The organism is Winogradskyella sp. (assembly GCF_016744625.1).
GTDB lineage: Bacteria > Bacteroidota > Bacteroidia > Flavobacteriales > Flavobacteriaceae > Winogradskyella.
In genome coordinates this window covers 1-21,627 of the sequence record NZ_JADGDZ010000058.1, presented here as the reverse complement: position 1 = coordinate 21,627, position 21,627 = coordinate 1, and the positions used below count along the sequence as shown (strand labels likewise).

14 protein-coding genes are annotated in these 21,627 nt (G+C 32.1%); 8 read left to right on the top strand and 6 right to left on the bottom strand.

The annotated features are described in order from the left end of the window. The 4 genes from QZZ53_RS11945 to QZZ53_RS11930 form a co-directional block, all read left to right on the top strand. The coding region (locus QZZ53_RS11945; protein WP_296384934.1) for a hypothetical protein at nucleotides 1–414 on the top strand (414 nt) is incomplete at its 5' end. Beyond that, nucleotides 404–4,786, top strand: a complete 4,383-nt coding sequence (locus QZZ53_RS11940) for a fibronectin type III domain-containing protein (protein WP_296384932.1) — start codon at nucleotides 404–406, stop codon at nucleotides 4,784–4,786. The genes QZZ53_RS11945 and QZZ53_RS11940, both read left to right, overlap by 11 nt. Before the next feature lie 278 nt (nucleotides 4,787–5,064). Further along, nucleotides 5,065–10,533: a PQQ-dependent sugar dehydrogenase gene (locus QZZ53_RS11935; protein WP_296384930.1), complete on the top strand. Its 5,469-nt coding sequence runs from the start codon at nucleotides 5,065–5,067 to the stop codon at nucleotides 10,531–10,533. Nucleotides 10,534–10,787: 254 nt separating this feature from the next. Then, nucleotides 10,788–11,624 (top strand): T9SS type A sorting domain-containing protein, encoded by an 837-nt coding sequence (locus tag QZZ53_RS11930; RefSeq protein WP_296384926.1) that lies wholly within the window; start codon nucleotides 10,788–10,790, stop codon nucleotides 11,622–11,624. 65 nt (nucleotides 11,625–11,689) lie between these two features. Here the strand turns inward: QZZ53_RS11930 and QZZ53_RS11925 are convergent, their stop codons facing one another. The 3 genes from QZZ53_RS11925 to QZZ53_RS11915 form a co-directional block, all read right to left on the bottom strand. Then, entirely contained in the window at nucleotides 11,690–12,070 is a 381-nt protein-coding gene (locus QZZ53_RS11925; protein ID WP_296384925.1) for a hypothetical protein, read from the bottom strand. A 12-nt stretch (nucleotides 12,071–12,082) separates the two neighbouring features. Continuing rightward, a complete protein-coding gene (locus QZZ53_RS11920) occupies nucleotides 12,083–14,203 on the bottom strand; it encodes an elongation factor G (protein WP_296384924.1) in 2,121 nt (706 codons plus the stop codon). Nucleotides 14,204–14,539: 336 nt separating this feature from the next. Beyond that, nucleotides 14,540–15,658 (bottom strand): DEAD/DEAH box helicase, encoded by a 1,119-nt coding sequence (locus QZZ53_RS11915; protein ID WP_296384922.1) that lies wholly within the window; start codon nucleotides 15,656–15,658, stop codon nucleotides 14,540–14,542. Nucleotides 15,659–15,703: 45 nt separating this feature from the next. Between QZZ53_RS11915 and QZZ53_RS11910 the strand changes: the two genes are divergently transcribed. Beyond that, the gene (locus QZZ53_RS11910) at nucleotides 15,704–16,513 is read left to right on the top strand and encodes a DUF1853 family protein (protein ID WP_296384920.1); all 810 of its coding nucleotides are present in this window, start codon (nucleotides 15,704–15,706) and stop codon (nucleotides 16,511–16,513) included. 2 nt (nucleotides 16,514–16,515) lie between these two features. Then, the gene (locus QZZ53_RS11905) at nucleotides 16,516–17,085 is read left to right on the top strand and encodes a pseudouridine synthase (RefSeq protein WP_296384918.1); all 570 of its coding nucleotides are present in this window, start codon (nucleotides 16,516–16,518) and stop codon (nucleotides 17,083–17,085) included. Here the strand turns inward: QZZ53_RS11905 and QZZ53_RS11900 are convergent. Continuing rightward, nucleotides 17,075–17,806, bottom strand: a complete 732-nt coding sequence (locus QZZ53_RS11900) for a hypothetical protein (protein WP_296384917.1) — start codon at nucleotides 17,804–17,806, stop codon at nucleotides 17,075–17,077. The two genes, QZZ53_RS11905 and QZZ53_RS11900, sit on opposite strands and share 11 nt — an antisense overlap. Nucleotides 17,807–17,905: 99 nt before the next feature. Further along, complete coding sequence (locus QZZ53_RS11895; protein WP_296384915.1) at nucleotides 17,906–19,420, bottom strand: DEAD/DEAH box helicase family protein; 1,515 nt, start codon at nucleotides 19,418–19,420, stop codon at nucleotides 17,906–17,908. A gap of 135 nt (nucleotides 19,421–19,555) precedes the next feature. On the opposite strand from QZZ53_RS11895, the gene QZZ53_RS11890 reads away from it, so the two are divergent. Beyond that, nucleotides 19,556–20,128, top strand: coding sequence for a biopolymer transporter ExbD (locus tag QZZ53_RS11890; RefSeq protein WP_296384913.1), 573 nt, complete (start codon nucleotides 19,556–19,558; stop codon nucleotides 20,126–20,128). Here QZZ53_RS11890 and QZZ53_RS11885 read toward each other — a convergent pair. Then, nucleotides 20,118–20,534, bottom strand: coding sequence for a hypothetical protein (locus QZZ53_RS11885; RefSeq protein ID WP_296384912.1), 417 nt, complete (start codon nucleotides 20,532–20,534; stop codon nucleotides 20,118–20,120). The two genes, QZZ53_RS11890 and QZZ53_RS11885, sit on opposite strands and share 11 nt — an antisense overlap. Before the next feature lie 582 nt (nucleotides 20,535–21,116). Here QZZ53_RS11885 and QZZ53_RS11880 point away from each other — a divergent pair. Further along, nucleotides 21,117–21,627 (top strand): hypothetical protein (locus tag QZZ53_RS11880; RefSeq protein WP_296384910.1); only part of this gene is annotated, 511 nt, incomplete at its 3' end.

The window sequence follows — 21,627 nt, the reverse complement described above, 5'->3', positions numbered from 1 at the left end:
GGATTAAAAATTGCTATTGCATGTACGTTTGTTGCACACGGACTCTTTGCAATGGGATTGATATATTTACCAGGATATTTTGTGGATATGACCATAAAAATACTGGGAGTTAATGAGACACAAGCCACTGTATTTTTATATGTAGTTGGTGTATTAGATCTTATAACATCAGTCTTAATTTTTATACCAAAAGTTGCTAAATATGCATTATTATATATGATGTTTTGGGGTTTTGCTACAGCATTTGCAAGATTACTTGCAGGCTTTAACTCTGACTTTTTTTCAATGTCAATTCATAATAATACATTTTTAGTCATTTATAGATTATCACATGGACTGTTACCCTTAATAGTTCTTGTAATGGAAGAGAAATATAGAAAGCAACTTATTAAATTACCTACTAATGAGAATTAAGTTACTATTATCATGCCTATTTATCCTTAGTTTGTTTTGTAGTTATGCAAACAACGATAAATATCGATTAATACTAGTTGATGATCCAGCTACTACAATTACTGTGGGTTGGAATCAGATTTCGGGTACAAGCCCAACTGTATATTATGATACTGTAGATCATGGTACTAATCATCTATTATACACATTTTCTAAAACTGAAGATAGAGCTGTTGGCCATAGAGGAATGGATAACCGTTTTGCACGATTAACAGGACTTACTGCTGATACAAATTACTATTTTGTTATACATGACAGCCAAGGTGTTAGTCAACGTTTTTGGTTTAGAACTGCACCAGATGATGATAGTCGTTTATCGTTTATTGCTGGTGGTGACTCAAGAAACAATAGAACACCAAGACAAAATGCAAACTTATTAGTGAGTAAATTAAAACCTCATGCAGTGCTTTTTGGTGGAGATATGACAGATACTAATAGTGCCACAGAATGGCAAGATTGGTTTGACGATTGGCAATTAACAACAGATGCAAGTGATGGTAGAATGTTTCCAATAATTCCAGCAAGAGGGAATCACGAAACTGATGCTACTACAATTTATAAGTTATTTGACACACCTATTGAAAACTCATATTATGCTGTAACATTTGGTGATGATCTAATTAGAGTCTACACGCTTAATTCTGAAATTTCTGTTCTAGGAGATCAATTGACATGGCTTCAGGCAGATTTAACGGCGAGTTCTGGTTTGACTTGGAAAATGGCACAATACCATAAACCAATGCGTCCGCATACAGCTTTTAAAGCCGAAAATAACACACTATATAGTGCTTGGGCACAACTATTCTATGATGAAGATGTGAGATTAGTTGTGGATTGTGATTCGCACATGGCGAAAACTACGTGGCCAGTAAAACCATCTTCAGAGTCTGGAAACGATGAAGGTTTTGTAGTTGATCAAATTAATGGAACCGTATATACAGGCGAAGGATGTTGGGGAGCTCCATTACGTACAAATAACGATGACAAAAGTTGGACACGAAATTCAGGTTCTTTCAATCAGTTTAAACTCATATTTGTTGAACCTTCAAAAATAGAATTAAGAACTATAAATGTGAATAATGCAGGTAGCGTTGGTGAAGTAAGTAATACAGATCCTTTTGATTTATCTTTAGCTACTAGCCTAAATATTTTTTCACCTAATTCTGGTGCAGTTGTCACTATATCTAACACTGTTGATAGCAATTGCCCTGTGGCAGAAAGTCCATGTGACGATGGTAACGCCTTAACAAGTTATGATGATGAAGATGGTGCATGCAATTGTGACGGTATATTGAGTGAAGATTTAATTGAAATAGATATAAAAGTTGCTATTTCTAGTGATGATGCAGAAGAATTATTATCTACTGGTGTTGTTGTAACAAATAGTTCTGACTTAGAATTAATAAATGATTCAGCTACAGGAAATCAGGTTGTCGGAATAAGATTTGATGATGTTCAATTACCCGTAGGTGCAGTTATAGAACGTGCTTACATTCAATTTGTAATAGACGAAACAGATTCAGCATTAGACCCAACAAACTTAATCATTCATGGAGAATTGTCTCCAGCAAGTGCTACATTTTCAACGGCGAATAGTAATATTTCGTCAAGATCATTGACCACTAATTCAACAGCTTGGAATGATGTGAAACTATGGGGTAAAGATGGTGAATCTAATTTTAACCAAAGAACTCCAAACCTGAGTGTTGTAGCTGATGAAATATTAACACAACCAGGCTGGACAACCGGTAATGCAATGACTTTTATATTTTCTGGTTCTGGTAGACGTATTGCTGAATCTGGTAACGGACCACAGGGCCCTATGTTAAAATTAGTTTATCGCTACGATTGCCCAATAGATTACATTGAACTTGGTGCACTTGGCGCATGTGATCCTATGACTGACACTTATTCCCAAGACATTATTATTCATCATACAGATGCACCTGTTACAGGAACAATAGATGTAAACGGCCAATCATTTGCTATTGGTATAAGTCCACAAACAGTGACATTAATGGGCTTGAGTGCTGATGGCTTTGAAGTGGATGTCTCTGCATTCTTTACTGCAGAACCAACATGTATAGTAAATGAAGAAAGTTTTTATGAAGCACCAACTAATTGTAGTAATGATGGTATTCCAGATAATATGCCAAACGACAATTTAAATTTAGCCTTAGTTATAGATGCTTCTTTAAGTGGAAGTGTTACTGGTGGACGAGGGACACCAGAAACTATCTTATACGACCCTTCGATTAACGATTACCATATGGTCACTGACTGGAATGAATATGGAGTTGGTTTTAATGAAAATATTGGTAAACCCGGAATTGATGATGGGTTTAAATGGCAAGTAAACTGGCAAAATGTAAAATATATAAACTATATAACTTTTGGTGGTGCCTACCCAAACCAGCCACAACCAAATACAAAATGGCAAATTAGCTATCGCTTAGATGGTAATTGGATAATATTAGATGAAGGCACAGGTGGATGGGTCAATGATGGTATTTTTGAATGGGGAGGAGTTAGCTTTAACCCAATAGAAGCCGATGCACTGCGTGTGCAATTATATAGCGATGGTACTAACGATTTAGTGAGTGTTCATCTTAGAGGACGTGGTGGTATTTCTAATAGTATCAATGATAGTTTAACTACTCCAAAAGCAACTTTAATTCAATATTTAGAACCTGGTAATAGTTGTAGTGTAACAATGCCTTCAGGCTCAATTTTATATTGTAGTGGAGACTGGATTTATAGTGATGGGCCTGATGAATTTTCTGGCACTAAAAATTCAATTATTGCCAATGGCACTTATATTATTGATGCTGACAAAGATGTAGAGCTTTATGATGTAGAAATATTAAGTGGAGCAACAGTTATTGTAGAAGAAGGAGCTAGTTTAACGATCAACGGTGACTTAATTAACAACGGAACCTTAGAGTTAGAATCGACGTCTACAAAGTATTCAAGTATAATTGTTGAAGGTACAAGTACTGGTAATGTAACTTATAAACGTCATGTTAATAGTGCAGCTGGTTCAGGGACATCAACTGCTGCAAATGATTTAATTAGCCCTCCAGTTACAGGGCAAACCTTCGGAAATTTCAGAGCAGCAAACCCAAATATTTTATCCGGGACAATTGGTGGTAATCCTGCCTTTTTATTCGGTCCTTTTAATCCTGCAACAGCTTCTTATATGAATTATTCTTCTGCTGATGACAGTAGTATTTTGGCTGCTGGAAATGGATACAGATCAGGATCTACAAACAACTCTACTTATACATTTAATGGTATTGTAGAAACAGGAACAATAAATGTTCCTATAGTAGCTGGAGGTACTAGTAATTGGAATCTTATAGGAAATCCATACCCGAGTTACATTAAAGTACAGGGCTTTTTAAATGATTTAACAAACTCTGGACTAATTGATGAAAATGCAGTAGGTATATATGGTTATGATGGAGCAGCTGCAGATGGTTGGACGATTTATAATCTAGCCACAACAACAGCAAGTACACTAATAACACCAGGTCAAGGATTCTTTCTAGATGCTGAAACCTCAGGGAATATTTCTTTTACTCCAAATATGAGAAGTAAAGGTGATGATGATGATTTTATTTTAGGGAGAGATTCGAATATGCTTACGTATTTCAAACTAAATACAAGTGCAAATGGTAAAACATATCATACTGATTTTTACTTTAATCCTAATGCAAGTTTAGGTTTGGATCCAGGATATGATGCTGCAATTTGGAATGAAATTCCACCAAATTTTTCTGTATACTCTCATTTAGTGCAAGATAATAATGGAGTTGCATTAGCTTTACAAGCATTGAATGATAATGATATATCAAATATTGTGATTCCACTAGGTGTGAATGCTAACGGAAATCAAGAACTAACATTTAGTATTTTAGAATCTACACTTCCTGATAATGTTGATGTTTATATAGAAGATATTGAAACAAATATAGTTACTCATTTAAATTCTGGCAACTATAGCTTAACGCCAACTAGCAATATTTCTGGTACAGGACGTTTCTATTTAAGATTTGAAACTAACGTTCTAGGTGTTATAGAACAGCCTCTTGAAGATTTAAGGATTTATACTAATACTCTACAAAAGACAATAGTTATTGATGGACAATTGCAAAGTCAAACAGTTTTTAAGCTTTATGACATTAATGGAAGGCTTGTAAATTCAAAAGCATTAGATATAACTAGTACCAATCAAACTATAAATGTAGAGCAACTGAGTGCTGGTATTTATATTGTTGAATTAATATCTAATGGAAATGAAAAACGTATTCAAAAATTGGTAATTCAATAGAATTACCAAGATAAATATATTCTTAAATAAAAGTCAGGTTGGAGCTCTCTACTCCCAATTTGAATGAAAATTACTATTTAATTGTTTTATCATTTTTGCGTAAAACACTTATAATATGAAGCTTATACGTATTAGTTGTTAATAAGGTGTTGTCTAGTTTATTAGATAATTATAGATAAAAACCACTTCAAACTGACAGATATCATTTTTTCTATAACGTAATAGATATAGTTTAGCATTAATACTTTTATTACAGCTATTAATTAATTATTAAAACGATGAAATCCCATATTTCCAAAAAACCAATTGGAAGCTTAATGTCATTCATTAAATCCAAGTTGTCTAAGGTAAAAAGTTTATTAATCATCTTTACCTCTCTTTTATTATTTAGTGCAGTGCCCTATTTTCTCGGTCCTGGATTACTGACACCTAAACCTATTGCACCCTATTTAAATGGTAATTTTCCAACTTTATCTGCTGCAAACGAAGAACCTTATCGTGTTGCTTTTGAGAATTTATCATTCTTTTATCCAATAACTTTTAAAATAGTTCCTAACCAAGATAAGGTAGTATTAGGTCAACTAGATGGTAAAATATTTTGGTTTGATAATGATGAAGACACCGCTCAGAAAAATTTATTATTAGACCTTTCAAATGAAGTTGGTATTGTTTCCGATGGCGGCTTTTTAGGTTTAACAATTCACCCAAATTTTGGTAATGGTGATAATTATTTTTATGTCTATTATGCCACAAAGAATTGGAATGGAGAAAACTCACCAGGATTTGGTGAATATACTACACAGGCATGTTTTTCAGAGGAGTATGAAGGTAATTTTTTAATTCTCGAGCGTTTTGAAGTAAATCCTATTACTATGAATTTTGTAGTAAACTCAAGAACTACAGTGCTTAAAAACAGAATGTATGGTACAACACATAGAGGTGGTGGATTAGATTTTGGAGACGATGGTTTTTTATATTTAACTACTGGAGATCAAACATCTTGGCAAAAGGCACAAGATTACACCAGTAATTTAGATGGAGGTGTTTTAAGAATTGATGTAGATAAAGACCCAACTAAAAGTCATGTACCTATTAGAAAAAAACCTAATCATGCAGGTCAATCAGATGAAATTTCTGGTATAGAGTATTGGATACCAAACGACAATCCTTTTTTAAGCCCAAGCGGCTCTAACTTTGAAGAATATTGGAGTGTTGGTCTTAGAAACCCTCACAGAATGACTAAAGATACTGAGACAGGAACATTTTATATAGGAGAAGTTGGTTTAGATACTCATGAAGAAATTAACATTCTTGGTAAAGGAAAAAATTACGGTTGGCCATTGTTTGAAGGTAACATTCCAGGACCTGGATGTGTAACTCAACTTTTAAATAATATGCCTCATAATAATCCTTTAGTTTCTTTTAGCCCACAAGAAGCTAACTCCATAATTGGTGGCTATGTTTATAGAGGTTCTGAAATCCCAGAGTTATACGGAAAATATATTTGTGCAGATTTTGGTGTTGGTGATGAAATTTGGTCTGTAGATATTCTGACTGGTCAGTATGAATTACTTGGTAATTTTTTACCTGAAGATGTAATTTCATTTGGACAAGACACTGATGGTGAAATTTTTATTTTAAAAGGTGGGTTCAATACACAGATTTACAAAATGAAATCATCAACCATAAGCTATGAGTTTTTCCCTCAATTACTTTCTGAAACTGGTGTTTTTACAGATTTAAACACTTTAGAAGTTACTGATGGTATAGTACCTTATGATATAGTAGAATCATTTTGGTCTGATGGTGCATTAAAAAAACGTTGGATAGCTATACCTAATGATGGTACTCATGATACTGCTGAAGAAAAAATAAATTATTCTGAAAATGGAGATTGGGAATTCTCTATTGGCTCCGTATTAATTAAGCATTTTGATCTTCAAATAGATGACAATAACCCGAATATTACCAGGAAAATTGAGACTCGATTTTCTATTATGGGGCAAGATGGCAAGTTCTATTTTTTAACTTATAATTGGAATGAAGATCAAACAGATGCGGTATTACAAGGGTTTGAGTTAGACGAAACTATAAATATTACAACTACAGAAGGGGGAACACGAACTCAGACATGGCATTTTCCATCAAATACTGAATGCTTTATATGCCATAATAATGCAACTAAAGGCGGATTAGGTTTAAGAACACGTTACTTAAATAAAAATTACACCTATGACGAAACTGGTATTACAGCCAATCAATTAGTAACATTGAGTCATTTAGGAATTTTAGACGAAAACATTACAGATGCCGATACACAAAGTTTTCTTACTGGTAAATCTATTTACGATGCTTCAGCTACTCTAGATGAAAAAGCCAGATCATATTTAGATTTAAATTGTGCCTATTGTCATAGACCTGATACAGACAATCGTGCAGCTTTCGATTTACGTTTATTTAATAGTTTGGAAGCTACCGAATTATTAAACGCAGGAATTTTAAGTCCTTTAGGTATTCCTGATGAAAAAATAGTTTATCCTGGAGATGCATCTAAATCAATCTTATTTCATAGGATGAATACTGTTAATCCTGGTACGATGATGCCTCCAATAGCTAAATCAATTGTGGATCAAGACGCAGTAAATATAATAGAACAATGGATTAATGAATTAGAGACTCCAACTACAACTTTAAACTCTCCAGATGAAAGCATAAATTTAGCATTGTTAGCATCTGCACAACATAGTGGTTCAATAACAGATGGACGTGGTAGTTTAAAAGAGATATTATACGATCCTCGTATTGATGATTATTTCATTAATACTCCTTACAATGAATATGGTGTAGATTTTGGTGAAGACTTAGGAGTTGTGGACATTGACGATGCCTTTGAGTGGCGTGTAGATTGGCCGTCACTAAAAAATATAAATTATATCACTTTTGGTGGAGCATTTGCAAATCAACCACAACCAAATACAATGTGGAGAATTAGTTACCTTAACGATGGTAATTGGACCACTTTAGATGAAGGTCAAGGTGGATGGATTGATGGAGGTATTTTTGAATGGGGTAATAGTTTTCAAACACCAATTCAGGCAGAAGCTGTTCGCGTTCAAGCATACAGTGATGGAGTTAACAACCTTGTGAGTATTCACTTTAGAGGACGTGGTGGCATATCTACTGTAGATGATGATGATAGCGCTACAAACCCTAAAGCTGCACTTTTTCAATATCTGCCTTTATCAACTAGCTGTGGTATATCTTCAATTGTTGCTGGTATTCAAAGTAATTGTGTTTCTATAAATAATACTTATACTCAAGATATAGAAGTCCATTATGTAAACGCCCCAAATACTGGTGATTTAGTTGTTAATGGGCAAGTGTTTCCTATAACTGGTAGTCCTCAATCTGTGACCTTGAATGACTTAAATTCAAATGGATTGGATGTCGATATAACAGCTAATTTTTCAACTGAAACAGGTTGCAATTTTTTAGCAGAAGGCTTATTTACTGCACCAAGTCGTTGTAACCTTTCTGGTATTCCTGATAATACTCCTGATGATAATTCAAATTTAGGCTTAATTCCCGAAGCAGTATTAACGGGAAGTACTGCTAATGAAAGAGGCACGCCTAAAGTTATTCTTTATGATCCATCAATTAGCAATTATGCAATAATTACAGATTATAATGAATATGGAGTTAATTTCGGTGCGAATCTAGGAACACCAAATGCCGATAATGGTTTTAAATGGCAAGTCAATTGGCCAAATCCTAAATATGTAAACTATATTACCTTTGGTGGTAGCTATCAAAATCAACCACAACCCAATTCTATGTGGCGCATAAGTTACAGTATAAATGGAGAATGGATTACCATAGATGAAGGCCAAGGAGAATGGATCGATAATGATGGTATTTTTGAATGGGGAGGGTCTTCTCAGCAACCAGTGATTGCAGATGCTTTAAGGGTACAAGTTTATAGCGACGGTACTCATGACTTGGTCAGTATTCATTTAAGAGCTCGTGGAGGCACTTCTAATAATGTGGATGATACAGCTACAACTACGAAAGCCACATTAATTCAATATGTACCGTTAAACGATACCTGTGGTCTCAGTATTCCACCAGATGCATATTTGTATTGTAATAATACATGGAAAGATGGAAATCACCCAAATGAAACAACAGATATTAAAGATATCTATATTGGTAATGGTACTTTCGTTGTAAATGAAGATGAAAATATTAAGGTCCATGACTTAGAGATTTCAATTGATGCAGCTATTATTATAAAAGAAGGAGGAAGTATTACTGTACATGGAGATCTAATAAATGATGGGAGTGTTCAATTAGAATCAACCTCCACTAAATATTCAAGCTTAGTTGTTGAAGGCATTAGTACTGGAAATATATTCTATAAAAGACACGTTAATGCATTCAATGGAGTCACTGGAAATGATTTAATTTCATCACCATTAAAAGGAGATAATTTTGGGAATTTTGTAGCAAAAAATTCAAATTTATATGAAAACCCAAGCAATACTAATCAAAAATTATTTGGGCCATTTGATGAAACTACTGGAAATTATAGTATGTACTCAACTCTTGAAGATGCAGATACCAATTTAATTTTGGGCAAAGGTTACAGAGCTGCTAGAGATAATAATGAAGATTTAGTTAGTGGAATTACTTTAACATTCACAGGTGAAATAGAAACTAACGCTGTATCTAGCGATATCACAACCTCAAGCACTTCATTTGGCGGATGGAATTTAATAGGAAATCCTTATCCATCATATATAGATTTTGATGCATTTTTTCAACATAATATAATGCAATTAGATGCTGCTTCTTATCAAGCAGTATATGGTTATGATGGAGATGCTAATGATGGTTGGAAAGTACTGAATAATGCAACCACTAACCTACTCATAGCACCTGGACAAGGCTTCTTTGTAAAAAGTAAAGCTGGTGGTGGAACTATAACATTTACTCCAGAAATGCGTGTTGGTGGTTCATCAGATGATTTTATTCTAGGAAGAACAACAGCATCATATTTTGGTCATTTAAGATTAAATATAAATGCTAATAATTTAAACTATAATACGGAATTCTATTTTAACAGTAATGCCTCAGCAGGTTTAGATCCTGGATATGATGCTGGCGTATTTGGTGAAAATCCACCAGCATTTTCAATCTATTCTCAATTAGTGCAAGATAATGTTGGTATTGCATTTACTGTTCAGGCATTGAGTAATTCTAATATGAATGATATTACTATACCATTAGGCATCAATGCAAATCAAGGACAAAATATAACGTTTAGTATTGCTGAAAGCGATATTCCTGGATCTATTAATATATATTTAGAAGACAGGTTAAATAATATCTTTACTTTATTAAACAATAATGACTATTCTTTTACAGCTGATACTAATTTATCGAGTACTGGGCGTTTTTATCTAAGATTTGAAAGTGATGCTTTGAGTATCGTTGAACAATCTTTAGAAGGATTGCAGATTTATGCAGATGCAACTAATAAGGCGATTAATATAAATGGTCAATTGCATAGCCGTACAAACTTTAATATTTATGATATTAATGGAAGAATATTAACCACTAAACCTCTGGAGATTACAAGTACCTATCAATCCATAGATGTTTCACAGCTAAGCACTGGTATTTATATTGTTGAGTTGATATCTAATACAAATGAAAAACGGATTGAGAAATTGATAATTAAATAATCACATAGAATTAAATTACTTTTGGTAAGCGCAGTATCATATGATACTGCGCTTTTATGTTGTATAATGGCTATTTTAATTCGTTTAAAAGCGTAAAACACTCATTTAATAAACTTACCGTTGCCGTTGATAATCTACCTTAATCGCTATCTATTGGTCTTGGTCGTGGATAATGCATCTTAGTCGAAATGTTAAAGGGTTTAGTGTTTTAATGGATACTTTTAAAATGCTATTAACCATATAATTATAAACCAATGAAACCTAATGTTTCCAAAAACCTAATTGGAAGTTTACTATCATTTATTCATTCCAATTCGATTAAGACAGCTCTAATAATCTTTTCTTCCTTATTATTATATAATGCAGCTCCTTTGTTAGATGATACTCCGATATCATCACATTATGGACATTTAAAACTGAATATAAACACAAGCAGTCTAAGTTATTTTACTGAATTTTATTTTAATAGTAATGCTTCAGTTGGCTTAGATCCAGGATATGATGCAGCCATGTTTGGTGGAAACACTCCATCATTTTCAATCTATTCTCATTTAGTACAAAATAGTATAGGTACAGACTTCGCTGTTCAGGCCTTAAGTCATACAGACATGAATGATGTCACAATACCAATAGGTGTTAATGCAAATCAAGGGCAAGAAGTCACTTTTAGTATTACTCAAAGTGATGTTCCTCAATCTATTGACATATATTTAGAAGACAGGTTTAATAATACATTTACCTTATTAAATACAAACGATTACAATTTTACGGCTGATGTTAATTTATCTGGCACAGGGCGTTTTTATCTAAAATTTGAAGGTGATGCACTTAGTACAAACGAACAACCTTTAGAAGAATTACATATTTATGCTGATGCATATAATAAGGCGATTGTTATTAATGGACAACTACTAAGTAGTACTAATTTTAAGCTCTATGATATCCATGGAAGGCTTGTTAGAACTAAAGAACTAGATATAACAAGTTCTAATCAAATAATAGACACGTCCCAACTGAGTACTGATATTTATATCTTAGAACTTATTGATAATAATAATCAAAGACGTGTACAAAAAGTAGTGCTTAAATAATTCACTAATAAACACAAAAAAACCACAAGTGATAATTTGTGGCTTTTTTGTGTTTAAAATAAAAATTATAAAACTTCTAAAAAATAGTTCATAAGTTCTTCTTTTAAATCATAATGTAGTTTAATATAAGTTCGCATATCTTCTTTAAGCGTATGTTGCTCATTTTGAAGCCTTCCATCTATATTCTCATTAAAATCAGCATTATTAATGTTAGCCATCTTATTTCTACATCTGTGCAATAATTTTGAAATAGCATCCTTCTCTATCATTATGCGGTTTTGAAAAACTTCGAGTTTTACTAAAACCATATGATCTTGCTTGCGTAGTACAACTTCCTCTAGTTTGTCCTGAAACGTATCCATCTCATTAAGATGAAAGCGCAATTCGCGTCTCCACGTTTCTATATTAAACTTTAAATCGCTTAAATACATTACTTTACTTTGCATGATTATGTTGTTTTATGTTGTTATTAATTCTTGTACTTTTATTAATTGTTTTTGTACATGATTTGGCACTGCTTTATAACCTTCGAAAACTGAAGAATAAGTTGCTCTACCTTGCGTTAATGAACGTAACTGACTTGAAAAATCTGTTAATTCTGCTGAAGGAATAGTACACTTTAGTATTTGATAGTGTGCTTCTGTTTCAATCCCTTGAATAATGGCTCGTCTACTTTGTAATTCTGTCATTACACTACCAACCATTTGTTCTGGCGAACGTAATTCCATTTGCTCAATTGGTTCTAACAACTTTGGATTGGCGTTTAAAAACGCTTCTTTAAAGGCATGAGCACCAGCAATTTTAAATGATATATCGTTAGAATCTACAGCATGCATTTTACCATCATAAACCATAACTCTGATATCTCTAATATAAGAGTCCGTTAAAGGTCCTGATTCCATAACTTCTAAAATACCCTTCATTATTGAAGGTAGATAACGCTGATCTATAACACCACCAACAATGCAGTTATAAAATACCAACTTACCATCCCAAGGCAAATCAATAACTTCTTTACCTCTAAGTGAAAATCCTTCTGGTTCTGGTATACCTTCATAATAAGGTTCTATTTTTAAGTGAACCTGACCAAATTGACCTGATCCTCCACTCTGCTTCTTGTGTCTATAATTTGCAGTAGCGCTTCGTTGTATAGTTTCGCGATACGAAATTTTAGGTGCTTCGAACTTAGCCTTAACATCATAAATATGCTCTAATATCCAGTTTATGGTTGCTAAATGCAACTCACCTTGTGTACCAATAATTGTCTGATGTGTTTCACTGTTATAGCTTAAAGCAACAGTTAAATCTTGACTATGAATACGTTTTAATGCATCACTTAATTTTTCTTCCTCTTTTTTATTTTCTGCAAAGACCGCTTTTACAAGTCTAGGTTGAGGAAATTTAATTGGTTTTATGGTTCCAGATTCTGCCTTAGATGCCAAAGTATCATTAGTTTCTGTATACTTTAATTTAGTTGTAGCACCAATATCTCCTACTGTTAATTTCTGAACAGAATGCTTCTGCTTACCATCCATTATGTAGAGTTGATTTAATGTTTCGGATTCACCAGTTCTAGTATTAAACAGTTTGTCGTTAGCATTAACTTCACCAGACATTACCTTAAAGAAAGTGATCTGACCCAAATTTGGTTGGTATATATTTTTGAATACAAAAAGTGAAGTATCTGCATCTAGTTCTGGTTTTATAAGCTCACCTTCAATAGTTTGCTCTGGCTTTAAATCTGCTGCTGCTGGAGCAACATTATCAATAAAGCCCATTAAACGACCTGTGCCCATATCTTTTAAAGCTGAGACACAAAATACTGGAAACATATCATGATTTAGCATTCCCAATTTTATACCTTGTCTTAATTCTTCTTCATTGAGTGTACCCTTATCAAAATAGAGCTCCATTAGAGCTTCATCGTTTTCAGCTGCTTTTTCTACAAGATCATTATGTAATTGGTTTGCATATTCTAATTGATCATTTGGAATTGGCAATTTTTCAGGTTTGCCACCCTCGGGACCAAATTTGTAACATTTCATTTTTAGAACATCAATAATGCATTGAGATCCATCTATCTTAATTGGATATTGAACCAAAACGGCATTATTACCTACCAATTCTTTAAGGCTATTAAAGCTCATTTCAAAATTGGCTTTTTCACTATCTATTTTATTAATTACAAAAAGTGTAGGTTTATGATACTTATCTACATAATTCCATATAATCTCTGTGCCAATATCAACTCCATGTTTTGCATTAATAACTGTTACAATGGTATCTGCGACACGAATAGAAGACATTATTTCTCCTATAAAGTCGTCTAAGCCTGGAGTATCTATTATATTAATTTTATAGTTACGCCATTCTGTATGCATAGGTGTAGCAAAAACAGAAGCACCGCGTTGGTGCTCAAATTCATGGTAATCCGATATTGTATTTTGCTGATCTACTGTACCTCGTCTGTTTATTAAACCTGCTTCAAAAAGCATGGTCTCAGACAAGGTGGTTTTGCCAGCACGATGTGTGCCAACAAAAGCCACATTTTTAATGTGTTTGTTATCAAATACTTTCATATACTATGTGATTTTGATTATTAAAATTCCTTGAAAATTATACCACTAAAGGTACTTTTACTTTAAATAAAAAAATATGACATTAGTTAGGTTCTGAGTATTTTTTAGTAGAAAAATCTCATATTGAGACACCTATTAATATCAATTATTAAATTTTAAGGAATTGCTTAATACTTTTCTAGAGTAAGAAAATATAAAATTGTGAAGTTTTGGTTAAAACATCAGAATAGTGAAAGTAACCTATAGGTTTGTTCAATGCTTTTTCTTTAAAAAAACACCAATTTACTTTATAGGAAAGCTCAGTTTTAATTTAAAATGCAATTATACTAAAACCTATTACATGGTTATTTCTCTAAATGTAATACCTAGAGCTTTTTGAGTATCAATTACTTTTTGCATTTCTCCAGGAATGATTAAAGCAATAGACTGACCAGTCTTACCTGCTCTTGCTGTTCTGCCACTTCTATGCGTATAATAATCTAAATGTTCTGGTAATTGGTGATGTAATACAAATGCTAAATTATTAACATCGATACCTCTTGCAGAAACATCTGTAGACACTAAGACTTGAAGGCTTTCATTTTTAAACGCACGCATTACTTTATCGCGTTCCTTTTGTTGCATATCACCTTCTAAAGCACCAACGGCAAAACCTTCTTCTTGCAATTGTTTTGCTAATGTTTTTGTTCCAGCTTTTGTTCTACAGAATATGACACCTCTCTCTTCTTGTCTTTTATCGAGAAGTCTAATAATCATATTTAGCTTATCCTTAATATTAGTGTTTATAAAGTGATGCGAAATATTTTCATTTACCAGTGCATTTTTATTCACTTCTATTCTAACTGCATCAGCAGACATATAAGTCTTAATAATGCGTTTAATTTCTTCTGGCATAGTTGCTGAAAACAACCAAGTATTCCTTTTTGATGTATTGTACTTAAGAATTTTACTTAAATCTTCTTTAAAACCCATGCTTAGCATTTCATCAGCTTCATCTAAGATTAAGGTTTTTACATTGGTGATATCTACGGCTCCACGCTCTACTAAATCGAGTAAACGTCCTGGTGTAGCAACGACTATATGCGTTGTTCTAGTTAAGTTTTTAATTTGCCTATCCATTTTCTCTCCTCCATAGACTCCTTCTACGAAAATTTTCTCGTCAATGTATTTGGTAAACTTAAAGAGCTGCTTCTTTATTTGCTGCACCAACTCACGTGTCGGAGCAATAATTAAGCCTTGTACTTCTGATTTATTAGAGTCAATTAAGTTTAAAATAGGTAATCCAAAAGCAGCTGTTTTCCCAGTTCCGGTTTGTGCTAAACCAATTAAATCTGTCTTAGATTCTAAAAGCGTTGGTATTACTGCTTCTTGAATTTCAGTAGGATTTACAATATTGAGTTCTTTAAGTGCTTTTATATAGGATTTACTTATACCTAATTCAGAAAATGTTGTCATAATATTTTATTCTGGCACAAAGGTAATTTGTACTTTCGACAATCAATGGATTTAATTACAAAATTACGTTATCAAGGTTATACTTCTACTCCATCGCTTTGGAAAGGCAATACAGCATCTCAGTTTAAACAGATTGAACTTAGTTGCAATTCTGAAATTATTGACGATTCCATAGTTTTTAAAAATAAGCGTTTAGGTAAACTTGTTGAAGAATTTGTTTTTCATCAATTAAAGCAACATCAATCTATCACATGGATTTGCGATAATCTACAAATACAAAATGGCAAACAAACCATAGGAGAAATTGATGCTCTTTATTATTCTGAAGAAAAACCTGTTCATTTAGAAATCGTTTATAAGTTTTACCTCTACGATACTATAGAACATTATAATGAGCCTCTAGCCTATTGGATTGGACCAAATCGTAAAGATAATTTACTCTATAAGTTAGATAAGCTCCACAATAAGCAGTTTCCTTTGTTGCATAATGATTTAACCAAAACGTATTTAGAAAGCTACAATCTCGATGTAAAGACAATTAAACAAGAATTATGTTTTAAAGCACAATTATTTTTGCCTTATCAAGAGAGTACTATTGATATTAGCCCATTAAATCGCGATTGTATTTCAGGTTTTTACATATCTTATAGTAAACTTCAAGCTTTAAAAACTTTCAAATTTTATATTCCAAACAAGTTAGATTGGCTAGTTATACCAAATCTTAATGTTGATTGGATTAATTATTCTTCAGCATTAGAAATAATTGAAATAGATATAAATAATAAACGATCACCTTTAGTTTGGATAAAACAAAATGATGAAGAACTTAGTAAATGTTTTATAACCTATTGGTAATTATGACTGATCACAACTACTTCAAAATATATAAACCCTATGGCTATTTAAGTCAATTTATTAATCATCAAAATAAACGGAAATCAAAAAAACTTTTAGGCGAATTATATGATTTTTCTAAAAATGAAGGCATCATGGCTATTGGCCGCTTAGACGAAAAATCTGAAGGCTTATTATTGTTAACTACAGATGGAAAATTTAGTAATTATATTACAAGTTCTAAAATTGAAAAGGAATATCATGTAATGGTTGACGGTATTATAACGCCAGACATCATTTTAGAATTAGAAAAAGGTATAGAAATATCAGTTGAAGGGAAACCATATAAAACAAAACCATGCAAAGCCATAATGTTGAATGATACTTCACATATTTATGAGCGTTTTGTAAGAGACAAACGTCATGGACCAATGACCTGGTTATCTATTACATTAACAGAAGGAAAGTTTAGACAAGTACGTAAAATGACAGCTAAAGTAGGCTTACCAACCTTACGATTAGTAAGAGTTAGAATTGGAGATTATAAATTAGAAAAAATGAAACCAGCAGAAGTATTGTCAATTAATTATTAGAAGCTTCTTCCTTTTCGTTTTCAGTTGGCTTTTCTTTTATGACTACTTTTTCATTATTAAAAACTATAGTCGCTTTTACACCAGTAAGAAGATTCCATTCTTTAGAAGAAATCACTTTACCTTTATCATCATAAACAACAAATTCGGCAGTGTTAGGACCTGATTCTCCTTGATTTAATGCAATTATATCAATAGTGTTTTTGCCTTCGGTTAAATCTACCTCTACACGTCTATAGTTGCTAGTCAATAATAAGTTGTTCTTTACAATATATCCATTAATCATAATTTGTACACGATCTCCATCAGGATATTCATGATCGCGACAAACGATATTTACAAATTTAGTATCTACATTATGTTCACCTAAAAACTGATCAGACATTGTTTTTATGATACCACCTTTTACCGCTTCTTTGGTCCAACGCTTTTCGTAAATTTCACTAGGACTTTTTAAACCATCATTATCTGTCATAGAAAAAGGCTTCTTCGTTTCTTTTATAACAAACTTCTTCTCAGCAGTTTTAGAACCACCTTTAGATTTTTTATCTTCTTTTTTAGGAATTGGAGCTACTTTAATTTTTATTAAAGCGGAATCAATTTTCTTTTTAGAAGGTTCTGCAGGAATACGAATAGATTTCTTTTCCTTATCTGGTCTTTGAGCAAAAACCACGCTTCCGCACATAATGCAAAATAGAAGAGCTATGATTTTAATGGTTTTCACTTTTTTGAATATTAATTCTATTAGTCTGTTTATTAAGATACAAATATCATACCCATTTCAAAATAAATGCATAAAAATGCAAATCCTTACAAAAAAATGTTAAAACTTACCATTGAAACTAATTCGTAACTTTCTGTTATACTCCTCAAAAAGCCAGTCTTTGTAGTTTTGAGTACTATTCATAATGCAATAACAATATTGCTTAATTCTGTATGCTATTTCGTCTTGTAAATCCTTAATAAGCTCTCTTGCGTCATAGACATCTTCACTATTCTCTACACAAACTTTTGAATGTTGAGCAATTGATCTTTCTATAACGGTGAAGGATTTTTTACCTAAAGCAATAACATCTTTATATTCAGCCTTTATATCAAAATCTAAGGACATTGATTTTTTAAATTTCCTTTTTAAGGAATCTGGCATAGTATAGATAAAATCACGCTCTAAGGCTTCATCATCTACAATGTTTTCTAAATAGAAATCTGGATGTTTAAAAATATGTTGCCAATCCACAGGCTGATTCCATGGCCCAAAACGTGCTATATTATTTCCTAAATCTATAACTTGAAAAGTTTTACTGTCTTTATAAATACGACTTCCACGACCAATCATCTGAAAGTATAAAGTCAACGAACGTGTCGCTCTATTAAGAATAATAGATTCAACAGAAGGCTCATCAAAACCAGTTGTCAAAATACTTACCGAAGATAAAACAGCATCAGGTGTTTCATTAAACCATTTTAAAATATCCTTACGCTCTTGCTTACTTGCTGTATTATCTAAATGCTGAACATTATAACCAGCTTTTTTAAACGTGTAATAAACTTCTTTAGATGTATAGATACCATTATTGAAAATAAGTGCTTTTTTACCTTTTGCTAACTCTTCATAAGCTAATAAAAGTTTAGACTGCATTAAAGTATTGGTATACAAAGCTTCAGAAGACTTAACTGTATAATCACCATTTATACCAACCTTAAGTGTTGTTAAACCTACATCGTAATGATATACATCTGCATCTGATAAAAATCCATTTTTAATCAATGTAGAGATATCATCACCTACAATAAGTTTATTATAATTATCCTTCATTGGTAGCTTAATATTACTACTTAAAGGAGTTGCCGTTACTCCAAGAATAAAACAGTTTTCAAAAAACTTAAACAACTTTCTAAACGAATTGTAATGTGCCTCATCAATTATAACTAAGCCTACATCTTTAAGCTCAAAGTCTTTATCAGATAATCGGTTGTTTAAAGTTTCAACCATCGCAACAAAACACTGAAATTCGTCTTGGTCTGGTAAAGTTTTCACCTTACTATTAATTACTTTATTCTTAACATTAAAACCCGAAAGTACATTAGAGGTTTGCTTACACAGCTCAATTCTATGGGTAAGAATGACGACTTTCTTATTGTGTTGCTCTATATATCGTCTTACAATCTCAGAAAAGATAACTGTTTTGCCACCTCCTGTAGGTAATTGGTATAAGAGATTAAAATCATCAGACTCATCTCGCATTACGTCAAAAATGCGATTTAGGTCCTTGATTTGGTAATCATAAAGACTTTTTTCAGATGCATTTTGTTGTATCGTTTCCGTTTCTGAAGACATAAAGTAATTTTAGCAAGAGGTTGATTTTGCAAAAATAGCATATTGTAAGGGTTTTAAAATGCTTTGTTAACAACATTTAACAAGATTGGTATTGTTTTTGTGTTTCATAATCAATTAACATTTAAATAAAATATTATGAAATCATTTAGAAGGCATTCTGCGACGGTCAACGCAGGATCTATGGCAGACATTGCCTTTTTATTACTTATTTTCTTTTTAGTAACCACAACCATTTCGGCCGATAAAGGTATACTTCGAAAATTACCAAATGAATGTCCTCCAGCAGAAATCTGTACCAAGGACATTTATGAACGTAACATTCTTAGAATCTCTTTGAATGACAAACAACAGATTATGATTGAAGATGAAATTGTAGAAATTTCTGAAGTTGAAAAACTTGTGAAATCATTTGTAGATAATAATGGAAATTCAGTTTGCGATTATTGTGATGGTGAACAATTATCTACATCTTCAGACCATCCAAAGGATGCTGTTATATCTTTAAGTCATAACGCTTTAACCAAATATGAATTATTCATTACAGTACAAGATGAAATTACGAAAGCGTATTATGATTTAAGAACAAATTATATAAAAGAGAAATTTAATAAAACACCAGATCAATTAACTAAAATAGAATTAGAAGTCGTTAAAAAAGCATACCCATTTATAGTTTCTGAAGTTATGGTGAAACGTTCTAATGAATAATTGAATCTTTTAGAGGTAAACAATACTCTATGTTCATTTTCTTTTTGCCCCAAATTTTTGCTTTTTTTACATCGATACCCATATAAATATCGATGCGTTTACGCCAACGCTTATTCATTTTATCCTTAACTGTGAATAAACTATCAAAGCCTTCGAGTTTCACCTTAGTATTATGCACTAATCCTGAATCTAATAAATCTCTAGAAACTGCGATATATCTTAAGCCAGGTTTTAAACTATCACCAAAAGCAGTGATATGTGGATTAGAACTCGTTTGATAAGCCAATGAATTATAAGCTGTTGCTGTAACTTGAAACGCTTTAACATTACACTCTACTTCTACTTTCTTATTACAAGTAAAGAATAAAATAGATATAAGAAATATCCAATAGTAGTTCATCTTCATAGCTTTAAAGATACGCTTAATAGTTAAAAAATGTTAAATACGTACTATGTTATGCAAAGTACTGTAACATTTTTGTTTTAATGTCGTCTATTAGGTGTAATCAATTAAAAAACAAAATCATGAGAACTTTAAACAACAATCAATTATCAAGTACATCAACAGAAACAAAAAGTTATACTTGGAACAGTAAAAGACGTTTTAGATAGAATCTAAAATGATTCATCAATCAAAAAATCAAACAATTATGAGAACATTATCAAGAATTGTCAATACATCTAATAGTTTAGATGATGACTTAGAAACGATTAAATTATGAATTGGACTCATCAACAATTCAAGTTTAACTAAAGAAACCAATACAGCAAATGTGTTGGTTTCTTTGTTTTTAGGAGGTTCTATTTTCCTTTAGAAAAAAACTTATCCACAGACCAACTTTAAAATGATTATATCTAATTCGTTTTATATAAAACTGTGGTAGTGGTAAAAGTAATTCAAAGAAAATATTATATCTATTTGCCTATTTATTATATCTATTTGCCTATTATTATTATTATATTTAACTATTAATCAACATTTTATGATATGAAAAAAATAATTCTATTAATACCTGTATTCTTAATCTTAGTCGCTTGTTCCAATGAAAAAGCAAACGAAAATATAGATATTACACAAGAAATAAAGTTTTCTGCTAAAAACTTTGTGAATAATACATTTGCTTACAAACAAAATGATGTAGTTAAATTAGGAGTTACAAAAGATGAGTTACTAAGCTCGTTTAATAATTATTCAACAAAATTTAAACTAGGCTCTGAGGCTAAATCTTATTTAATAGAAGAAATTAGTAATAAAAATTATGTGCGATTTTTTCACGAAGATGGCTTAGTATCTACCGTTGCCTTAATACCTAATGCTGAGATTTCAAAAAAACTACCTTCAATTATTACTTACAGGTCAGGTTCAACAGTTTGTACAACTACATATTGTTCAAATTGCTGTGGTTGTATACCTGAAGGAAAGTATTGTACACCTTGTGAGCTTATTGCTGAAGACTGTAAAAGAACAACCACTGGCAGTGGACCCGTTCCAATTGGAT